19 protein-coding genes are annotated in these 14,831 nt (G+C 67.8%); 5 read left to right on the top strand and 14 right to left on the bottom strand.

The window, feature by feature from the left end; all coding sequences use genetic code 11:
• Positions 1-257 (bottom strand): DUF3237 family protein (locus JHC79_RS01965; RefSeq protein WP_296388183.1); only part of this gene is annotated, 257 nt, incomplete at its 3' end.
• Positions 257-784, bottom strand: a complete 528-nt coding sequence (locus JHC79_RS01970) for a phenolic acid decarboxylase (protein ID WP_296388184.1) — start codon at positions 782-784, stop codon at positions 257-259. The genes JHC79_RS01965 and JHC79_RS01970, both read right to left, overlap by 1 nt.
• A 75-nt stretch (positions 785-859) precedes the next feature.
• On the opposite strand from JHC79_RS01970, the gene JHC79_RS01975 reads away from it, so the two are divergent.
• Positions 860-1,318, top strand: coding sequence for a MarR family transcriptional regulator (locus JHC79_RS01975; protein WP_296388185.1), 459 nt, complete (start codon positions 860-862; stop codon positions 1,316-1,318).
• A 52-nt stretch (positions 1,319-1,370) separates the two neighbouring features.
• On the opposite strand, the gene JHC79_RS01980 is transcribed toward JHC79_RS01975, so the two are convergent.
• Genes JHC79_RS01980 through echA20 form a run of 6 tightly spaced genes read right to left on the bottom strand, consistent with a single transcriptional unit; the run spans position 1,371 to position 6,393 of the window.
• On the bottom strand, positions 1,371-2,117 hold the full coding sequence (locus JHC79_RS01980; RefSeq protein ID WP_296388186.1) for a methyltransferase domain-containing protein: 747 nt from the start codon (positions 2,115-2,117) through the stop codon (positions 1,371-1,373).
• A gap of 1 nt (position 2,118) precedes the next feature.
• Positions 2,119-2,862 (bottom strand): class I SAM-dependent methyltransferase, encoded by a 744-nt coding sequence (locus tag JHC79_RS01985; RefSeq protein WP_296388187.1) that lies wholly within the window; start codon positions 2,860-2,862, stop codon positions 2,119-2,121.
• A gap of 27 nt (positions 2,863-2,889) precedes the next feature.
• Positions 2,890-3,963, bottom strand: a complete 1,074-nt coding sequence (locus JHC79_RS01990) for a nitronate monooxygenase (protein ID WP_296388188.1) — start codon at positions 3,961-3,963, stop codon at positions 2,890-2,892.
• Positions 3,960-4,727, bottom strand: coding sequence for a CoA-transferase (locus tag JHC79_RS01995; protein ID WP_296388189.1), 768 nt, complete (start codon positions 4,725-4,727; stop codon positions 3,960-3,962). The genes JHC79_RS01990 and JHC79_RS01995 overlap by 4 nt, the downstream gene beginning before the upstream one ends.
• Complete coding sequence (locus tag JHC79_RS02000) at positions 4,724-5,641, bottom strand: CoA-transferase (protein WP_296388190.1); 918 nt, start codon at positions 5,639-5,641, stop codon at positions 4,724-4,726. The genes JHC79_RS01995 and JHC79_RS02000 overlap by 4 nt, the downstream gene beginning before the upstream one ends.
• Positions 5,638-6,393, bottom strand: a complete 756-nt coding sequence (gene echA20, locus JHC79_RS02005) for a (7aS)-7a-methyl-1,5-dioxo-2,3,5,6,7,7a-hexahydro-1H-indene-carboxyl-CoA hydrolase (RefSeq protein WP_296388191.1) — start codon at positions 6,391-6,393, stop codon at positions 5,638-5,640. The genes JHC79_RS02000 and echA20 overlap by 4 nt, the downstream gene beginning before the upstream one ends.
• 111 nt (positions 6,394-6,504) lie before the next feature.
• On the opposite strand from echA20, the gene JHC79_RS02010 reads away from it, so the two are divergent.
• From JHC79_RS02010 to JHC79_RS02020, 3 genes are read left to right on the top strand one after another with little or no spacing between them, the layout of a single operon-like run.
• Entirely contained in the window at positions 6,505-7,290 is a 786-nt protein-coding gene (locus tag JHC79_RS02010; protein ID WP_296388192.1) for an SDR family oxidoreductase, read from the top strand.
• A complete protein-coding gene (locus JHC79_RS02015; protein ID WP_296388193.1) occupies positions 7,287-8,207 on the top strand; it encodes an SDR family oxidoreductase in 921 nt (306 codons plus the stop codon). Before JHC79_RS02010 ends, JHC79_RS02015 begins: the two co-directional genes overlap by 4 nt.
• The gene (locus tag JHC79_RS02020; RefSeq protein ID WP_296388194.1) at positions 8,207-8,584 is read left to right on the top strand and encodes a hypothetical protein; all 378 of its coding nucleotides are present in this window, start codon (positions 8,207-8,209) and stop codon (positions 8,582-8,584) included. The genes JHC79_RS02015 and JHC79_RS02020 overlap by 1 nt, the downstream gene beginning before the upstream one ends.
• A gap of 7 nt (positions 8,585-8,591) precedes the next feature.
• Here JHC79_RS02020 and JHC79_RS02025 read toward each other — a convergent pair whose 3' ends face one another.
• The 5 genes from JHC79_RS02025 to JHC79_RS02045 form a co-directional block, all read right to left on the bottom strand.
• Complete coding sequence (locus JHC79_RS02025; protein WP_296388195.1) at positions 8,592-8,960, bottom strand: DUF1304 domain-containing protein; 369 nt, start codon at positions 8,958-8,960, stop codon at positions 8,592-8,594.
• Between the two features lie 11 nt (positions 8,961-8,971).
• A complete protein-coding gene (locus JHC79_RS02030) occupies positions 8,972-9,634 on the bottom strand; it encodes a GNAT family N-acetyltransferase (RefSeq protein WP_296388196.1) in 663 nt (220 codons plus the stop codon).
• Between the two features lie 38 nt (positions 9,635-9,672).
• Positions 9,673-11,046, bottom strand: a complete 1,374-nt coding sequence (locus tag JHC79_RS02035) for a wax ester/triacylglycerol synthase family O-acyltransferase (protein WP_296388232.1) — start codon at positions 11,044-11,046, stop codon at positions 9,673-9,675.
• Between the two features lie 82 nt (positions 11,047-11,128).
• The gene (locus tag JHC79_RS02040; RefSeq protein WP_296388197.1) at positions 11,129-11,638 is read right to left on the bottom strand and encodes a nitroreductase family deazaflavin-dependent oxidoreductase; all 510 of its coding nucleotides are present in this window, start codon (positions 11,636-11,638) and stop codon (positions 11,129-11,131) included.
• A gap of 12 nt (positions 11,639-11,650) precedes the next feature.
• Positions 11,651-12,817 carry a steroid 3-ketoacyl-CoA thiolase gene (locus tag JHC79_RS02045; RefSeq protein ID WP_296388198.1) on the bottom strand — a complete coding sequence of 389 codons (1,167 nt, stop codon included), beginning with the start codon at positions 12,815-12,817 and terminating at the stop codon, positions 11,651-11,653.
• A gap of 210 nt (positions 12,818-13,027) precedes the next feature.
• Between JHC79_RS02045 and JHC79_RS02050 the strand changes: the two genes are divergently transcribed.
• Complete coding sequence (locus JHC79_RS02050; protein WP_296388233.1) at positions 13,028-14,284, top strand: cytochrome P450; 1,257 nt, start codon at positions 13,028-13,030, stop codon at positions 14,282-14,284.
• Between the two features lie 86 nt (positions 14,285-14,370).
• Here JHC79_RS02050 and JHC79_RS02055 read toward each other — a convergent pair whose 3' ends face one another.
• Complete coding sequence (locus tag JHC79_RS02055) at positions 14,371-14,811, bottom strand: nuclear transport factor 2 family protein (protein WP_296388199.1); 441 nt, start codon at positions 14,809-14,811, stop codon at positions 14,371-14,373.
• Between the last annotated feature and the right edge of the window lie 20 nt (positions 14,812-14,831).

Below are 14,831 nucleotides of genomic sequence, written 5' to 3' on the forward strand. Positions count from 1 at the left end.
ACCGCGATCCGGGCGCCGTCGTCCGTCTCGACGACGTACCGCGCGTCGAGCTCGGTCACCCGCTCCGACCGGAGGTACTGGTGGTCGGCGCCCGCGGGCAGGACCTGTCCGCGCAACCGCGGCCCCGTGACGGTGCCACCCAGGATCGGCACCATGCGCCGGTGGCCGTCGGGAAGGTCGCCGAGGTCGATCGGTGCGCCGACATCGATCGAGAGGTGCGCGACGAACTCCAGCGGCGGCGCGGCCGGCGTCGGCATCAGTTGGTGCGGTCGGCGAATCCGGCAGGCAGCTCCGACGGTCCCACCGAGATGACGGACTCGTCGTCGACCCCGACGTTCTCGAACAGGGTGATGTAGGCGAACTCGGGGACCACGTAGATCGGGTAGGTCGGGCCGGCGTCACGGTAGGCGCGCATCTCGTCGAGGTGATCGTTCTGGAAGACAACCGTCTTGGTCCCCGCGTCCTCGACCCACTTGGGGAAGAAGATGGTGCCGTGCAGACGACGCTTGCCGGGCAGCACGTTGACCACGACGGACGTGCCGGTGGGCTCGTTCCAGGAGATCTTGAAGACGTCGTCGTCGAGTTGGACGAGGTCGACCTCCTGGTCCTTGACCCAGCGCCCACCGACCATGCCGGTGTGGATCCGGTAGTCGATCGTCGTCGCGTTCTTCACATACATTTCGTACTGCCAGGAGTTCGCGTAGGTGTAGATGAAACGGTGACCCACGAGGCCGGACAGGTCCTGGGTCGGGATGGGGTGCTGGACGTCGGTGTGCTGAGTCATGATTTGATTTTGTCACAAAACTAGTGCCCAGGCAATGAGTCGCAGTCGATGCTGCGCAGGACGTCGGAGGTGTCCATGACCGAGCTCGCCGCGGAGTTGAGCCGCACCATAGGTCCGCTGCGACGTGCGATGCTGCGCGCCGCGCGGTTGGCCGCGGGGCTTCCGGAACTCCCCGAGGCGCAGATCCAGGTGCTGCGGGCGCTGGCCGTGGAGTCACCGCAGACGTCGGGGGATCTGGCCGCCGGCCTCCAGCTGGCCCGCCCCACCGTGAGCAACATGATCCGCGTGATGACGGCCGATGATCTCGTCACGAGGGTGCCGGGCGTCGACGACCTGCGTCAGGTGTTGATCGCCCCGACCCCGCGCGCACGCGATCTGCTGCGCCGGTACGACGAGGCCGCCGGTGCGATCCTCGACGAGATCCTCGGTGGTCTCGACGACGACGCCCGCGCGGTGCTCGCCGATGCCTTGCCGGTACTCGACGGACTCACCGCAGCCCTCGTGGACCGGATGGCGAACGAGCCACCGGACTGACAACCGTTGTGGACGGTCTGGTGGATCTCCGGTTGTCCGCGGCGCCGGGCGCCTAGCGGGGCTTGGTCCCCGCGGCCATGTAGGTCGATCCGACGACCGTGACCCCGTCCGGCCCCACCAGGTCCGCCAGATCCGCGCGGAGGGACTGCGCCGCATCGGGGTCGAGCACGATCTGCGCCGAGAAGGTGAACACCATGTCGAGCCACGCCTGAGTCGTGTACTCGATCCGGACCGGGTGCGTTGTCTCGGACACGGTGAGCCCGGCGGCGGCCAGGGTGTCCGCCAGCGGCACGTCGTCACCGGCCGTCGGATGGGTGCGCAGGTCCATGTATCTGCGGTAGACGGCGTCGAAGTCCGCCTGCGGTGGCGACTCCGGTGCGGTGGCGTGCCACAGCAGCGCGAGTGACCCACCCGGCCGGAGGATCGAATACGCCTTCGGCACAGCGACATCGGCGCGGACCCAGTGCCACGACTGGGCGAACAGGACCACGTCGAACACGCGACCGTCCGGATCCCAGTCCTCGAACGTGCCCAGCTCGACACGCAGACCCTTGCCGGCTGCGACCGCGGCCATCGCCGCATCCGGCTCCACCGACAGCACCGGGAGGTCACGCTCGGCGAGCTGCGCGGCGGCGATGCCCGTCCCCGAGCCCACGTCCAGAACCCGACCGCCGTGGGCGAGCGCGGCGATGTCGTCGATCACCTCGGCCGGATACCGCGGTCGGTGTCGGTCGTAGGCGCGCGCCACCGACCCGAAGGAATCCGCGCGGTCCCGCTGGGTGTGCAGCGGCCCGGCCACGTCAGCGCCTCCGGGCGATCATCGCCCGCGGCGACCCGGTGATCGTGATCGGCTCGCCGCCGAGTGCCGCCGACAGCTCGTCGCGCAGCCGGTCCTTGGTCGCGTCGTCGAGCACGAGGAATCGGGAGTAGGTGAACACGGTGTCCAACCAGTCTGCGGCGGTGACGGTCTCCGTCAACGGGAAGTCCTCGACCCGCATGTCGAACCCGGCCGCGGTGAAGTCGGCGGCCGTCTCGTCGGTCAGTCTGCGCCGGGCGGTGTCATTGTTCCCCAGGACCCCGTCGACGATGTCGCGGATGGCCGGATTGTCGAAACCTCGCCAGCTCGACTCGTGCGACAGCAGCGCGACGTGTCCGCCGACGGGGAGGATCTCGGCGAGCTTCGCCAGCGCCGGGATCGGGTCCACCCAGTGCCATGAGCGGGCGAACACGACCAGGTCGAACGACCGCCCCTGCGGATCCCAGTCCTCGAACGTCCCGGACTCGACGGTGACGCCCTTGGCGCGCGCGATGTCCGCCATGTCCGAATCCGGTTCCACAGCAAGCACATCGCATCCACGGGCGAGCAGCGCAGCCGACGCCTTGCCGGTACCGGCCCCGACATCGAGCACGCGATGACCGAGTGCGGCCACCGCATCCATCAGGTCGTCGGGGAAGTCGGGCCGGTGGTTCTCGTACGCCTGCGCCTGCGCTCCGAAGCTGAGCGCGAGGCGGCGATCGACATGAAGGGGAATGGGCTCGGGCACGCATCCGAGCGTAGCGATCGCCGACGGTCAGGCGAGTTCGCGCAGCTCCGAGAGTCGTTCACGTGCCTGGGTCATGATCGACTGGATCAACTCGTCGCAGCTGGGCAGGTCCTCGATCATCCCGACCACCTGTCCGGACGCGAGTACCCCCGCGCCGGTGTCCCCGTCGACGAGCCCGGCCTTGAGCAGCATCGGGGTGTTGCCGGCCATGATGATCTGCTGCCAGGTGCGCTCACCGGAGCGACGCATGGTCCGACCGTCGGTGAGCATCGTCGTCCACTTCATGCCGGTCATCTGCTTGAAGTCGTTGGCGTTGCGGGCGGCCGCGACCAGTGCCTTGATCGGGCTCCCGCCCTCGAGTTTGTTCACCAGTGAGGTCCGCAGCACCCGGTGCGGCATCCCGTCGACCTTGGTGGACACGACGGTGTCGTTGAGAGTCCGACCGATGTACTCCTGCTTCACCGAATCGGGCACCGTGCTGTCGGAGGTCAGCAGGAAGCGGGTTCCCATCGCGACCCCGGCCGCGCCGTACGACAGCGCCGCGGCGAGCCCACGCCCGTCGAAGAACCCTCCGGCGGCGACGACAGGAATACCACCTGGACCCAACGCATCCAACACCGACGGCAGCAGCAGCGTCGTCGCGACCGGCCCGGTGTGGCCCCCGCCCTCGCCGCCCTGCACGATCACGGCGTCGGCGCCCCACGACGCGACCTTGACCGCGTGCTTGGCCGCACCGATCGACGGGATCACGACGATGCCGTTGTCCTTGAGTTTGCCGATCAGGTCCTTCTTGGGCGCCAGCGCGAACGACGCAACCCGCACCTTCTCTCGGATCAGCAGGTCGATCCGCTCGCCGGCGTCGGTGGCGTCGGCGCGAATGTTGACGCCGAACGGCTTGTCGGTCAACGACTTCGTCTTCTTTACCGCGATCTCGAGCTCGTCGTAGGTCATCGTCGCCGAGGCCAGGATCCCGAGCCCGCCCGCGTTCGACGTCGCCGAGGTCAACGACGCCCCCGACACCCAGCCCATCCCGGTCTGCACGATGGGGTAGTCGATGCCGACCAGCTCGGTGAACGGCGTCGACATCCGCGGCTGCGTCATCGGCTCGTCTCCACCGGCTTGACCTCGCGTTCGCGCAGGCCCTTGGGGTCGATGACCTCACGGATCAGACGCAGTTCCTCGTCGCTCGGCAGGCGCGTGACACCGGCCGAATCCAGCTCGGCCACCTCGAATCCGGTGTTGTCGGCGACCTCCTCGGCGGTCACACCGGGATGCAGCGAGCGAGCGCGCATCGTGTGGTCGGGTCCGCCGAAGTCGAACACGCCGAGGTTGGTCACCACGCGATGGATGTCGAGGTACTCATACGCCGGGTTGTCCGGGTTCACCTGGTCGTATCCGACGCCCGAGACGATGTCGACCTGCTCGCTGAACACCCGCGAGTTGTGTTTGGCGACCCAGTAACTCGTCGGATGGTTCAGGGTGTTGCCGGGAGCCCCTCGCACACCGAACATCTGGCGGGTGGGATGCTGCAGCGGCCCGAAGGCCGACAGGTTCTGATTGCCGTGTCGGTCGATCTGGTTGGCCCCCATGACGACATGCCGACGGCCCGACGCCACCACGTCGAACACCTTGCGGAACGGCATCCACCCCTCGATGGGTGCGCTGCGCCCCACGGCGGGGGTGTCGGCGAAGATCAGCGCTTCTCCGTCGGTGATCAGCAGGTCGGGCTCGGTGGTCAGACGCGCCAGTCGCGCGCCGATCAGCGGTGTCGTGGCCATCGGGGACGCCATGATCTCGCCGGCTCCGTCGAAGATCTCTGCGCAGGCGATCACACAGACCTCGGCGCGGGTGACGTTCTCGCTCATGCTTTCTCTGCCTCCTGCTCGCTCGCCCACTCGCGCACGCGTGCCTGATAGGTCTCCTCGTCGACGGTCAGGAACCGCTCGGAGAACGCCCGCCAGGAATCCGGGTCGGCGGCCGAGGTGGCGTAGAACCGCTGGAACGCCTCGTCACGGCCGTAGTCGCCGGCGAAGGTGAAGTGCGCACCGTTCGGCGCGTGGATGACCCGGTCGACGTTCATGCGGTTGAGCAGCATGCGTTGCAGCGGAATCGCGTCCACCAACTCGGCGGTGCTGACCACCGTGTCGACCTCGAGGAAACGTCGTTGTGCGGCGCCGCAGTAGAGGTCGTCGAAGTACGGGTCGACACCGGTGTACGCGGCGTTGCCGTGGACGTCGGCGATGTCCAGGTGCACCAGTGCCACATCGAGATTGAGCGCGGGCATCGCGATGAGCGTCTGCGTGCGCCCGTCGGCGTCCGGATAGGGCGAGTCGACGGTCTTGAGCTCGGTGCCCCAGAAATCCTGGACCGCCGAGCCCAGCCCCGCCCGGATCGGCAGGAACGGCAGGCGCGATGCGGCGGCCTCCAGCCCGCACTTGACCATGCCCTCGTCCATCTCACGGACCTCGATGGCGCCGGTGGTCCGCGCGTGCGCGAACCAGGGATCGTAGAACGGCGGCGAGTCCAGGGACACGAACCCGTAGTACGCCTTCGCGACCTTTCCCGCGGCGCACAGCAGGCCCAGGTCCGGGCCACCGTAGGTGACCACCGTCAGGTCGGTGACCTCCGAGCGTGCCAGCGCACGGACGAGGGCCATCGGCTTGCGGCGCGATCCCCAGCCGCCGATGCCGATGGTCATCCCGCTGGAGATCTCGGCGATGGCCTCGTCGAGGGTCGACGACTTGTCGGTCTGCGTCCGAGTCGTGGTGGGCGCATTCATTCGCGGGCCTTTCCGGTGGTGACGAAGGCGTCGCGGTGCTCGTCCGAGACGCCCGCGAGGTTGAGTTCGAAGGTGTAGCCCTGCTCGAGTCGGTAGCTTGTCTTGACGTCGACCGGGTCGATGCCGTTCAGGGCTTCCTTGGCGGCGCGGATGACGCGGGTGTCCTTGACCGCGATCATGCGTGCCACCTCCAGGGCGGCGTCGAGGAGATCGGCCCGGGGCACGACGCGGTACACCGACCCGAAGTGCTCGAGCTGCTGAGCGGTGACGTTCTGCGCGGTGAAGTACAGCGTGCGCATCAGGTGCTGGGGGACCAACCGTGCGAGATGTGTTGCGGCACCCAGCGCTCCGCGATCCACCTCGGGGAGTCCGAAGACCGCGTCGTCGGTGGCCACGATGACGTCGGCGTTGCCCACCAGTCCGATGCCGCCGCCGACGCAGAACCCGTTGACCGCGACGACGACCGGTACCGCGCAGTCGTAGACCGCGGCGAATGCCGCCGCGCACCCGCGGTTCGCGTCGATCAGCGCCCCGTAGCCCTCGGTCGCCTGCATCTCCTTGATGTCGACGCCGGCGTTGAAGCCGCGCCCTTCGGCTCGCAGGATCACCACGTGGGTGGCGGGGTCGGCCCCGGCCGCGAGGATCTGCTCCCCGAGGTCGAACCAGGCGGCCGACGGCAGCGCGTTGACCGGCGGGAAGTCCACGGTCACCGTCACGATGCCCGGTTCGATGGTGGATGTCGTTATCGACACTGGCGCTACTCCCTCGCATACCCGGTGGACCTGTTACCAACCAAACACTTGCTTGGTAGCCTAGCAGCACCGGTCAGGCGGCCGGAGGTCTCGGCTGATCGGAGTGGATGCGTGGATATCGGTCTGGGCGGTCGCGTGGTCCTGGTGACCGGCGGTGCACGGGGAGTCGGCGCGGGCATCTGTTCGGTGCTCGGCGCACTCGGTGCCACCGTCGTCGCCTGCGCACGTCGCGCCCCCGACGACCCGGACCACCCGCGGGCTCCGGAGTTCGTCTCCTGCGACGTACGCGATCCCGATGCGGTGACCCAGATGATCGCGGGAATCGTGGCCCGTCATGGACGGCTCGACGGCCTGGTGAACAACGCGGGCGGGTCGCCGTTCGCGCTCGCGGCAGACGCCGGCGCGCGCTTCCACAGCAAGATCGTCGAACTCAATCTCCTCGCACCCCTGATCGTCGCGCAGGCCGCGCAGGCCGTGATGCGGGACCAGGCGGGCGGCGGCGCCATCGTCAACGTCTCCAGTGTCAGCGGACACCGACCGTCGCCGGGAACCGCCGGATACGGTGCGGCCAAGGCCGGACTGGACAACCTCACGGGGTCGCTGGCGATCGAGTGGGCGCCCGCGGTGCGCATCAACTCGGTGGTCGCGGGGCCGGTGCAGACCGAACTGTCCGAACTGCACTACGGCGACGCCGAGGGTGTCGCCGCGGTGGGCCGCACCATCCCGATGGGGCGGATGGCTGTGCCCGACGACATCGGCAACGCGGTGGCATTCCTGTTGTCGCCCTTGGCCGGATACATCACCGGGGCGACGCTCACGGTGCACGGCGGCGGCGAGAAGCCGGCGTTTCTCGATGCCGCAACCTCAGACAATCGAATGGAGCACACACCGAAGTGAGTGGGATCAACGCAGGTCGGGTTGTCATCGTCACCGGAGCCGGCCGCGGCATCGGTCGCGAACACGCACTTGCCTTCGCGGCATCCGGCGCGAAGGTCGTCGTCAACGACATCGGCGCCGGGTTGGACGGGTCCGAGACGGGGGAGTCGCCCGCCGAGCAGGTGGTCGCCGAGATCATCGCCTCAGGAGGCGATGCCGTCGTCAACGGCGACGACGTGGCCGACTGGGCCGGGTCGGAGAACCTCGTCGCCACCGCGGTCGAGCACTTCGGGGCTCTCGACGTGCTCGTCAGCAACGCGGGGTTCCTTCGCGACAAGATGCTCGTGTCGATGAGCGAGAACGACTGGGACGACGTCATCCGCGTTCACCTCAAGGGTCATTTCGCGATGCTGCGCCATGCCGGCGCCTACTGGCGTACGCAGGCCAAGGCGGGACAGACCCGGTCCGCGCGCATCATCAACACCTCATCGGGCGCCGGGCTCTACGGCTCGGTGGGGCAGGGCAACTACGCGGCGGCGAAGGCGGCCATCGCGCAGTTGACGATCCAGGCGGCGTCGGAGCTGGCCGGCTACGGCGTCACCGTGAATGCGATCGCCCCGTCGGCGCGGACTCGCATGACCACCAGCGCCGGCGAGGCCATGGCCGCGCAGATGGCGCCCCCGGCCGACGGGTCTTTCGACACCATGGATCCGGCGAACGTGTCGCCGCTGGTGGTGTGGCTGGGTTCGCCGGAGTCGGAGGACGTGACCGGTCGGGTGTTCGAGGTGGAGGGCGGCAAGGTGTCGGTGACCGACGGGTGGCAGCGCAGTGTGCTGCGCGACAAGGGGGCCCGGTGGGACCCGGCCGAGTTGGGGCCGGTGATCGCCGAGATCCTCACCGAGGCGCCGACACCGTTCCCGGTCTACGGCGCCCGCTGATGTCGGGCGTGCCCCTCACCGACGGACAGCGGGTCACCGCCGCCAAGGCCTACGTCGACGCACTGGTGACCCACGACCCGTCCGCGGTGCCCCTCGACCCGGGCTGCGTGCGGATCGAGATGGGCCTGAGAACAGGTCGCAACGGCGGTCACATCGCACGCGGTCTCGCCGGAGCGCCGCAGTTCAAGCTCATCCACACGATCTCCGACTTCCAGGCACGGGTCGTCGACGGGATCGTGCACTCGACCTTCTACGTCCACGTGCACCCGCGGCCACTCCGGTTGCGGGCGAAGGTGACCGAGTCGTTCGAGTTCACCGACTCCGGGGAGATCGGGAAGATCATCGCCCGCTTCGGTGTCCCGCACCGCGCACCCTGATTCCGGCCTACAGCACGGCGAGCAGGACCAGGGCGATGACCGCGAACAGTGCCTGCGTCGATGCGGCGCGGAAGTACGCGCGGCCGGTGCTCGCGAGCACTGCTGCGGCCGCGACGATGCACGAGCACCCGAAGACCACGAGCGTGAGTCCCGCGGTGCCGCCGATGACGACCCCGACGATGATGCCGACCGCGAGGAACAGGTTGTAGAAACCCTGGTTGAACGCCAACGGTTTCGTGGTCGCCGCATCGGCGTCGGAGGCGACCCCGAACCGGCGGTAGACCGCCGGCCGGGTCCACAGCACCGATTCCATCGCGAAGATGGCGACATGGAGCAACGCGGCCAGAACCGCGAAGACGACGGCGGCGACGGGCACGGCGACGGGCGCTAGGCCGGTGCGCCGGGAGCGCGGATCACCATCGGGACGCCCGGGAAGTGCGACGCCATCTCGGTGCGCGACGCCCGCAGCGCAGCGGTTCCGTAGCCCTTCTTGCGGTGCTCGGGGTGGATCCAGATGCGGACGTTGACCTCGCCGCCGATGAGTTCACCGAAGACCATGCCGATCTTGTCCGAACCCTCGAGCGCGACGAACCATGCGGCCTCCTCGGCGTGCACCCGATCGACCGCGGAGGCGATCTCGTCGTCGAGCCCGCCCGCCGGGTTACCCGAACCGTCGCCGGCGGAACCGATCTCGTCGGTGCGGGCGCCGAAGATGTCGCTGTCGGTGGCGGCGTCGAACGGCCGCAGTCCGAGGGTCTCGCCGGAACTGGCGGGCCGGTCGGACAGGGTGAAGGTCAGCTGGTTGTTGAGATCGTCGAGCTCGCTCTGATTCGCGCGCCGGGCGTCCTTGGTCAGCTGGGCGAACGACATGCCCATGACGGCCTGCGCACCGAGGGTGGCGGTGCCGAGCAACTCGGCGATCGCGGCCACGGCGGCGTCGCGGTCGGCGGCCTCGACGATGGCGTCGAGGACCTCGTGGCGGCGCTCGAGGGCGGAGTGCAGGGCGTTGGTGATCTCGCGGCGGTCCGCGGCACGATCGTGATCGGTCATGGCGACATGGTAGATCAGCCCACCCCGTCGCCGGGCGGTCACACGGTCGCCGCGACCGCCTTTTCCAGCTCGGTCAGCGAGTCCTCGAGGTGATGGATCAGTCGCTGCAGGCTCGGCACCGTCTGGCGGCAACCGATGATCCCGAAGTCCAGCTGATCGGCGTTGCTGGTCAGGGTGATGTTGATGGCCTGACCGTCCAGCACGATCGACGCGGGGTAGACACCGTCGAGACGAGCGCCCTTCCAGTACATGCGGTTTCGCGGACCCGGGACGTTGGAGATGATGACGTTGAACGGCGGCCTGGTCACGCTGACGAAACCGGGGATCGGTGACATCGCCAGCCCCGACATGTTCACCGCGCTGAGCAGCATGATCTGCAGTGGGCTCAATTCGCCCATCATCCTCTTCGCCGACTGCACCGATTCGCGGATGGCCATCATCCGTTCCAGCGGGTCCTCGACATCGGTTGCCAGCGAGGCGATCACGGCGCCGACGGCGTTACCGCCGGAGTGGTCGGGATCATCGGGTCGCAACGACACCGGCACCATCGACGTCAGCGACTTGTCCGGGAGCGCGTTCTGCTCCATCAGGTACTTGCGTAGGGCGCCACTGCACATCGCGAGGACGACGTCGTTGAGGGTGGCGCCGACCGCCTCGCCGACGGACTTCACCCGGTCGATCTCCCACGTCTGCGCCACGAACCGCCGGGCGCCGCCGATCGGGGCGTTGAGCATCGTGCGGGGCGCCTCGAACGGGGTCGTGAAGTTGTGGTCGCGCATGGCCGTGCCGATGATCTTCATCGAGGCGGGGACGAGTCCGGCGGCGGTCGTGCCCAGCGACACCGCGTCGCCGACGAGCGAGAGCGGGTTCCGCGAACCACCCGACGAGGGCTTGCTGCGACTCTTCTTCGGGATGTCCCAGGGCGCTCGGAACTCACGGTCGTCGGGATCCTCGCTCAGCGCGTTCTGCATCACGCGCAGTGCGGACACACCGTCGAACAGCGAGTGGTGGACCTTCGTGTAGACCGCGAAGCGACCGTCCTCGATGCCCTCGACGACGTGCATCTCCCACATCGGGCGGTGTCGGTCGAGCAGGGTGCCGTGCCATCGCGAGGTGAGCTGGAACAGTTCACGGATGCGTCCGGGACGCGGGACCGCGGAATGGCGGACGTGGTACTCGAAGTCGATGTTCTGGTTCTTCGCCCACCAGAGATTGCCCACCGAGCTCACCGGGTCGGCGGGGCGCATCCCGAACCGCGGCGCGAGGTCGGTGTGCGAGCGGGCCTCTTCGATGATCTTCGAGACGAAGTCGGGGCCTGCGCCCTCGGGCGGGCTGAACAACTGCAGCCCGCCCACGTGCATCGGGTGCTCACGCGATTCGGCCAGCAGGAACATCGAGTCGGTGACGGGCATGTAGTTCACCCGTCCCATTGTCGGCCCTGCGACCTTCTCGCGATGCACTTTGCGCAAGACGAACCAAACGGTTACCCGTCGGTCACGAACGACCCGTCGCCGACGGCTCGCAGATGACGAGCGGGATTGTCCGGTCTGCCCATTCCTGGTACTGGTCGACGTCGGCGTAGATCTCGGCGTAGCGGGGCCACAGCCGTTCTCGCTCCGCATCGTCGGCCGCGCGTGCGACGTACGAGCCCGTCTCTTTGCCGATTTGGATTGTCACTTCGGGATCGGCAACGAGGTTGAGGTACCAGAGCGGATGGTTCTTCCTACCGCCCTGGGAGGCGATCAGCACCACCGCGTCGCCGTCGCGCAGACAGAGCAGCGGTACGGTCCGCGGCTCGCCGGACTTGCGGCCGGTGGTGGTCAGCAGGCAGACCGGTACGGGCTTCTTGAAGCCGGCCCCGATACGCCAGTTGCCGCCGATGCGCCCACCGGTCGCCTTGTACAGCGCCGTGTTCGCCCGCGACCCCCACTTGAGGATGGTGCCGACCGCCTTGGAATCCAGTGCGGCCGGTTTGTCGCGGGACTGCTGTTCACCTGAGGTCATTGGAACACTATTTCAGATTCGTTCCAAGATGGTGCCCGTGGACAGCGCGCCACCCGCACACATCGTGATCAGCGCGGTTGTCTTGTCGGTGCGCTCGAGTTCGTGCAGGGCCGTGGTGATGAGGCGGGAGCCGGTGCTGCCGACCGGGTGTCCGAGGGCGATGGCACCGCCGTTGACGTTGACCTTGTCCATGTCCGGGTTGTGCACCGACGCCCAGCTGAGCAGTACCGAGGCAAAGGCCTCGTTGACCTCGAACAGGTCGATGTCGCCGATGGACATCCCGGACTTCGCGAGAACCCGCTCGGTGGCCTGTACCGGTCCGTCGAGGTGGTAGTACGGCTCGGCGCCGACGAGTGCCTGCGCGCGGAGTCGGGCGCGGGGTGTGAGGCCGAGGGCCTTGGCTTTGTCCTCGTCCATCAGCAGCACCGCCGCGGCGCCGTCGGACACCTGAGACGACGTGCCCGCGGTGTGGATCCCGCCCTCGAGCACCGGCTTGAGATTGCCCAGCGACTCGATGGTGGTGTCCCGCAGACCCTGGTCGCGGGCGACGTCGAGGATGGCGCCGGTCGGCTCGCCCTCCTTGGTCATCTCGCGGACCTTCAGTGCCAGCACCTCGCGGTCGAAGCGGCCCTCCGCCCACGCCTGCTTGGCCAGACGTTGGCTGCGCTCGCCCAGGGCGTCGGTGTCGGCGCGCGTGATGCCGCGGCGCTGCGCGATCCGCTCGGCGGCCTCGAACTGGTTGGGCATGTCGATGTCCCAGGTCTCCGGGCGACGCAGTCCGGCGTTGTCGACCATGACGTTGGCGCCGAGGGGCACCTGCGTCATCGACTCGACGCCGCACGCGATACCGACGTCGATGGTGCCGGTCGCGATCAGGCCGGCGATGAGGTGGTTGGCCTGCTGCGCCGACCCGCACTGGCAGTCGATGGTGGTCGCGCCGGTCTGCCACGGCAGTCCGGCATGCAGCCACGCGGTGCGGGTGATGTTGTTGCTCTGCGCGCCCACCTGCATGACGCATCCACCGATGACCTGTTCGACCAGCGCCGCGTCGATGCCGGCCCGCTCGACGACCCCGGACTGCGCCGCGCCGAGGATCTCGGCGGCGTGCAGACCCGAGAGCCAGCCTGCCCGCTTGCCGATCGGGGTTCGCACTGCCTCGACGATCACCGGTACGCCCATTGCTCGGGTCCTCTCCACTGCTGTTTCCTCGACCTGAGTAGGTCATTCACAAACTAGAACAAGTTTCTATCTGAGTCCACGCCGGGGTGCTGAACCTATGGTAGAGCGGGTGTGAACGTGTTCTAATGACACTGAAACAGGTTCATTTTTCAGATGAGGTGATCGTCAGTGACCAGAGCCGACAGCCGCCCTGCGACCGACCCGGGTGCGATGACCGGATGCCCGGTGTTCCGCAGCGACGCCGCCCCGGACGGATTCGATCTGACCCACCCCGAGCTGCTGGAGAAGGGCCTGCCGCACGAGGAGTTCGCCGAACTCCGACAGACGGCGCCGATCTGGTGGAACGAGCAGAAGCCCGGCAAGGGCGGCGGCTTCCACGACGGCGGGTACTGGGCGGTCACCAAGCTCGCACACATCCGGGAGATCTCGAAGAACAACGAGCTCTGGTCGGCGAACGACAACGGCGTCATCATCCGCTTCGAGGACGACATGCCCACCGAGGCGCTCGACGTCACGAAGGCGCTCGTCATCAACCACGATCCGCCGGAGCACACGCGTCTGCGCAAGTTGGTGTCGAAGACGTTCACGCCGAAAGCCGTGCACGCCCTCGAGGAGGGTCTCGGTGATCGCGCCGCGGCCATCGTCGCCGAGGCCGCATCGAAGCAGGGGCCCAGTGACTTCGTCGCCGACGTCGCGGTGGAGTTGCCGTTGCAGGCGATCGCCGACCTGCTCGGCGTACCGCAGGAGGATCGGCAGAAGCTGTTCCGCTGGTCGAACTCGATGATGAACTCCGAGGACCCGGAGTTCACCGATGACCCGCAGGTGGCCTCGGCCGAGGTGCTCGGCTACGCCTACCTGATGGCCGAGGACCGCAAGAAGTGTCCGGCCGCCGACATCGTCACCGAGTTGGTCAACGCCGACATGGACGGACAGTCGTTGTCGGAGATCGAGTTCGGCTACTTCTTCATCATGCTGTCGGTGGCAGGCAACGAGACCACCCGCAACGCGATCAGCCACGGCATGAACGCGTTCCTCGACCACCCCGACCAGTGGGAGCTGTTCAAGCGGGAACGGCCGACCACCGCGGCCGACGAGATCGTGCGCTGGGCGACGCCGGTGAACTGTTTCCAGCGCACCGCCCGCAAGGATCTCGAGCTCGGCGGGGTGCACATCAAGAGGGGTCAGCGCGTCGGGATGTTCTACGGCTCGGCGAATTACGACACCGACGCCTTCACCGATCCGTTCACCTTCGACATCACGCGCGACCCCAACCCGCACGTCGGTTTCGGTGGACACGGTGCGCACTACTGCGTCGGGGCCAACCTCGCCCGCATGGAGATCAACCTGATCTTCAACGCCATCGCCGATCACATGCCCGACATCACCAAGGTCGCCGAGCCGCAGTACCTGCGCCACGGCTGGATCAACGGGATCAAGCACCTGATGGTCGACTACGGCGTCAAGTAACGCCACCCTCCACAACCAACACCGCTCAGCTCCCATCTGTACGTAGTGCACGGATGGACGCTGAGCGGTGTTGGTTGTGGACGAGTTCAGTCGGCCTTCTGCAACGACTCCATGGTCTTTTGGACCTCCCAGAAGGCGCGCAGGGCAACCAGTTTGCCCTCGGCATCGGCGCGGTAGGTGAACACCCCGCGCGAGGTGGTGACGTGGCCACCGATGTGGGTGACGATGCGCCCGATGTAGGCGACCTCGTTGCCGCAGATGATCTCTTCGTCGAACTGGAAGTCCAGGCTCTCGGTGGTCGCGATGGTCATGTCCCAGAACGCGGCGATCTCCTCGTGCCCGTGGTGGCCACGGCCCTGCTCGTCGAACATCGACGGGCCGACGGGGTCCTCGACCACGGCGCCGGCGGCGAAGTTGTCCACCCACCCCTGCTTGTCCCGGGCCGCGACCATCTCGCGCGAGATGCGACCGGCGACGACGGCGGGGTTGTTGTCCCGGTCGATGTTCAGGTACGCGGGTTCGCTCATTCCGGCTTCTCCGCACCCAC

Source organism: Williamsia sp. (assembly GCF_016462415.1).
GTDB lineage: Bacteria > Actinomycetota > Actinomycetes > Mycobacteriales > Mycobacteriaceae > Williamsia_A.

Excerpts from the sequence above, each read along its gene's own strand:
- JHC79_RS01975 (WP_296388185.1), top strand. The coding sequence starts at position 860 with ATGACCGAGCTCGCCGCGGAGTTGAGCCGCACCATAGGTCCGCTGCGA.
- JHC79_RS01990 (WP_296388188.1), bottom strand. The coding sequence starts at position 3,963 with ATGACGCAGCCGCGGATGTCGACGCCGTTCACCGAGCTGGTCGGCATC.
- JHC79_RS01995 (WP_296388189.1), bottom strand. The coding sequence starts at position 4,727 with ATGAGCGAGAACGTCACCCGCGCCGAGGTCTGTGTGATCGCCTGCGCA.
- JHC79_RS01970 (WP_296388184.1), bottom strand. The coding sequence starts at position 784 with ATGACTCAGCACACCGACGTCCAGCACCCCATCCCGACCCAGGACCTG.
- JHC79_RS02020 (WP_296388194.1), top strand. The coding sequence starts at position 8,207 with ATGTCGGGCGTGCCCCTCACCGACGGACAGCGGGTCACCGCCGCCAAG.
- JHC79_RS02000 (WP_296388190.1), bottom strand. The coding sequence starts at position 5,641 with ATGAATGCGCCCACCACGACTCGGACGCAGACCGACAAGTCGTCGACC.
- JHC79_RS02050 (WP_296388233.1), top strand. The coding sequence starts at position 13,028 with ATGACCGGATGCCCGGTGTTCCGCAGCGACGCCGCCCCGGACGGATTC.
- JHC79_RS02035 (WP_296388232.1), bottom strand. The coding sequence starts at position 11,046 with ATGCCCGTCACCGACTCGATGTTCCTGCTGGCCGAATCGCGTGAGCAC.
- JHC79_RS02040 (WP_296388197.1), bottom strand. The coding sequence starts at position 11,638 with ATGACCTCAGGTGAACAGCAGTCCCGCGACAAACCGGCCGCACTGGAT.
- JHC79_RS02045 (WP_296388198.1), bottom strand. The coding sequence starts at position 12,817 with ATGGGCGTACCGGTGATCGTCGAGGCAGTGCGAACCCCGATCGGCAAG.
- JHC79_RS02030 (WP_296388196.1), bottom strand. The coding sequence starts at position 9,634 with ATGACCGATCACGATCGTGCCGCGGACCGCCGCGAGATCACCAACGCC.
- JHC79_RS02055 (WP_296388199.1), bottom strand. The coding sequence starts at position 14,811 with ATGAGCGAACCCGCGTACCTGAACATCGACCGGGACAACAACCCCGCC.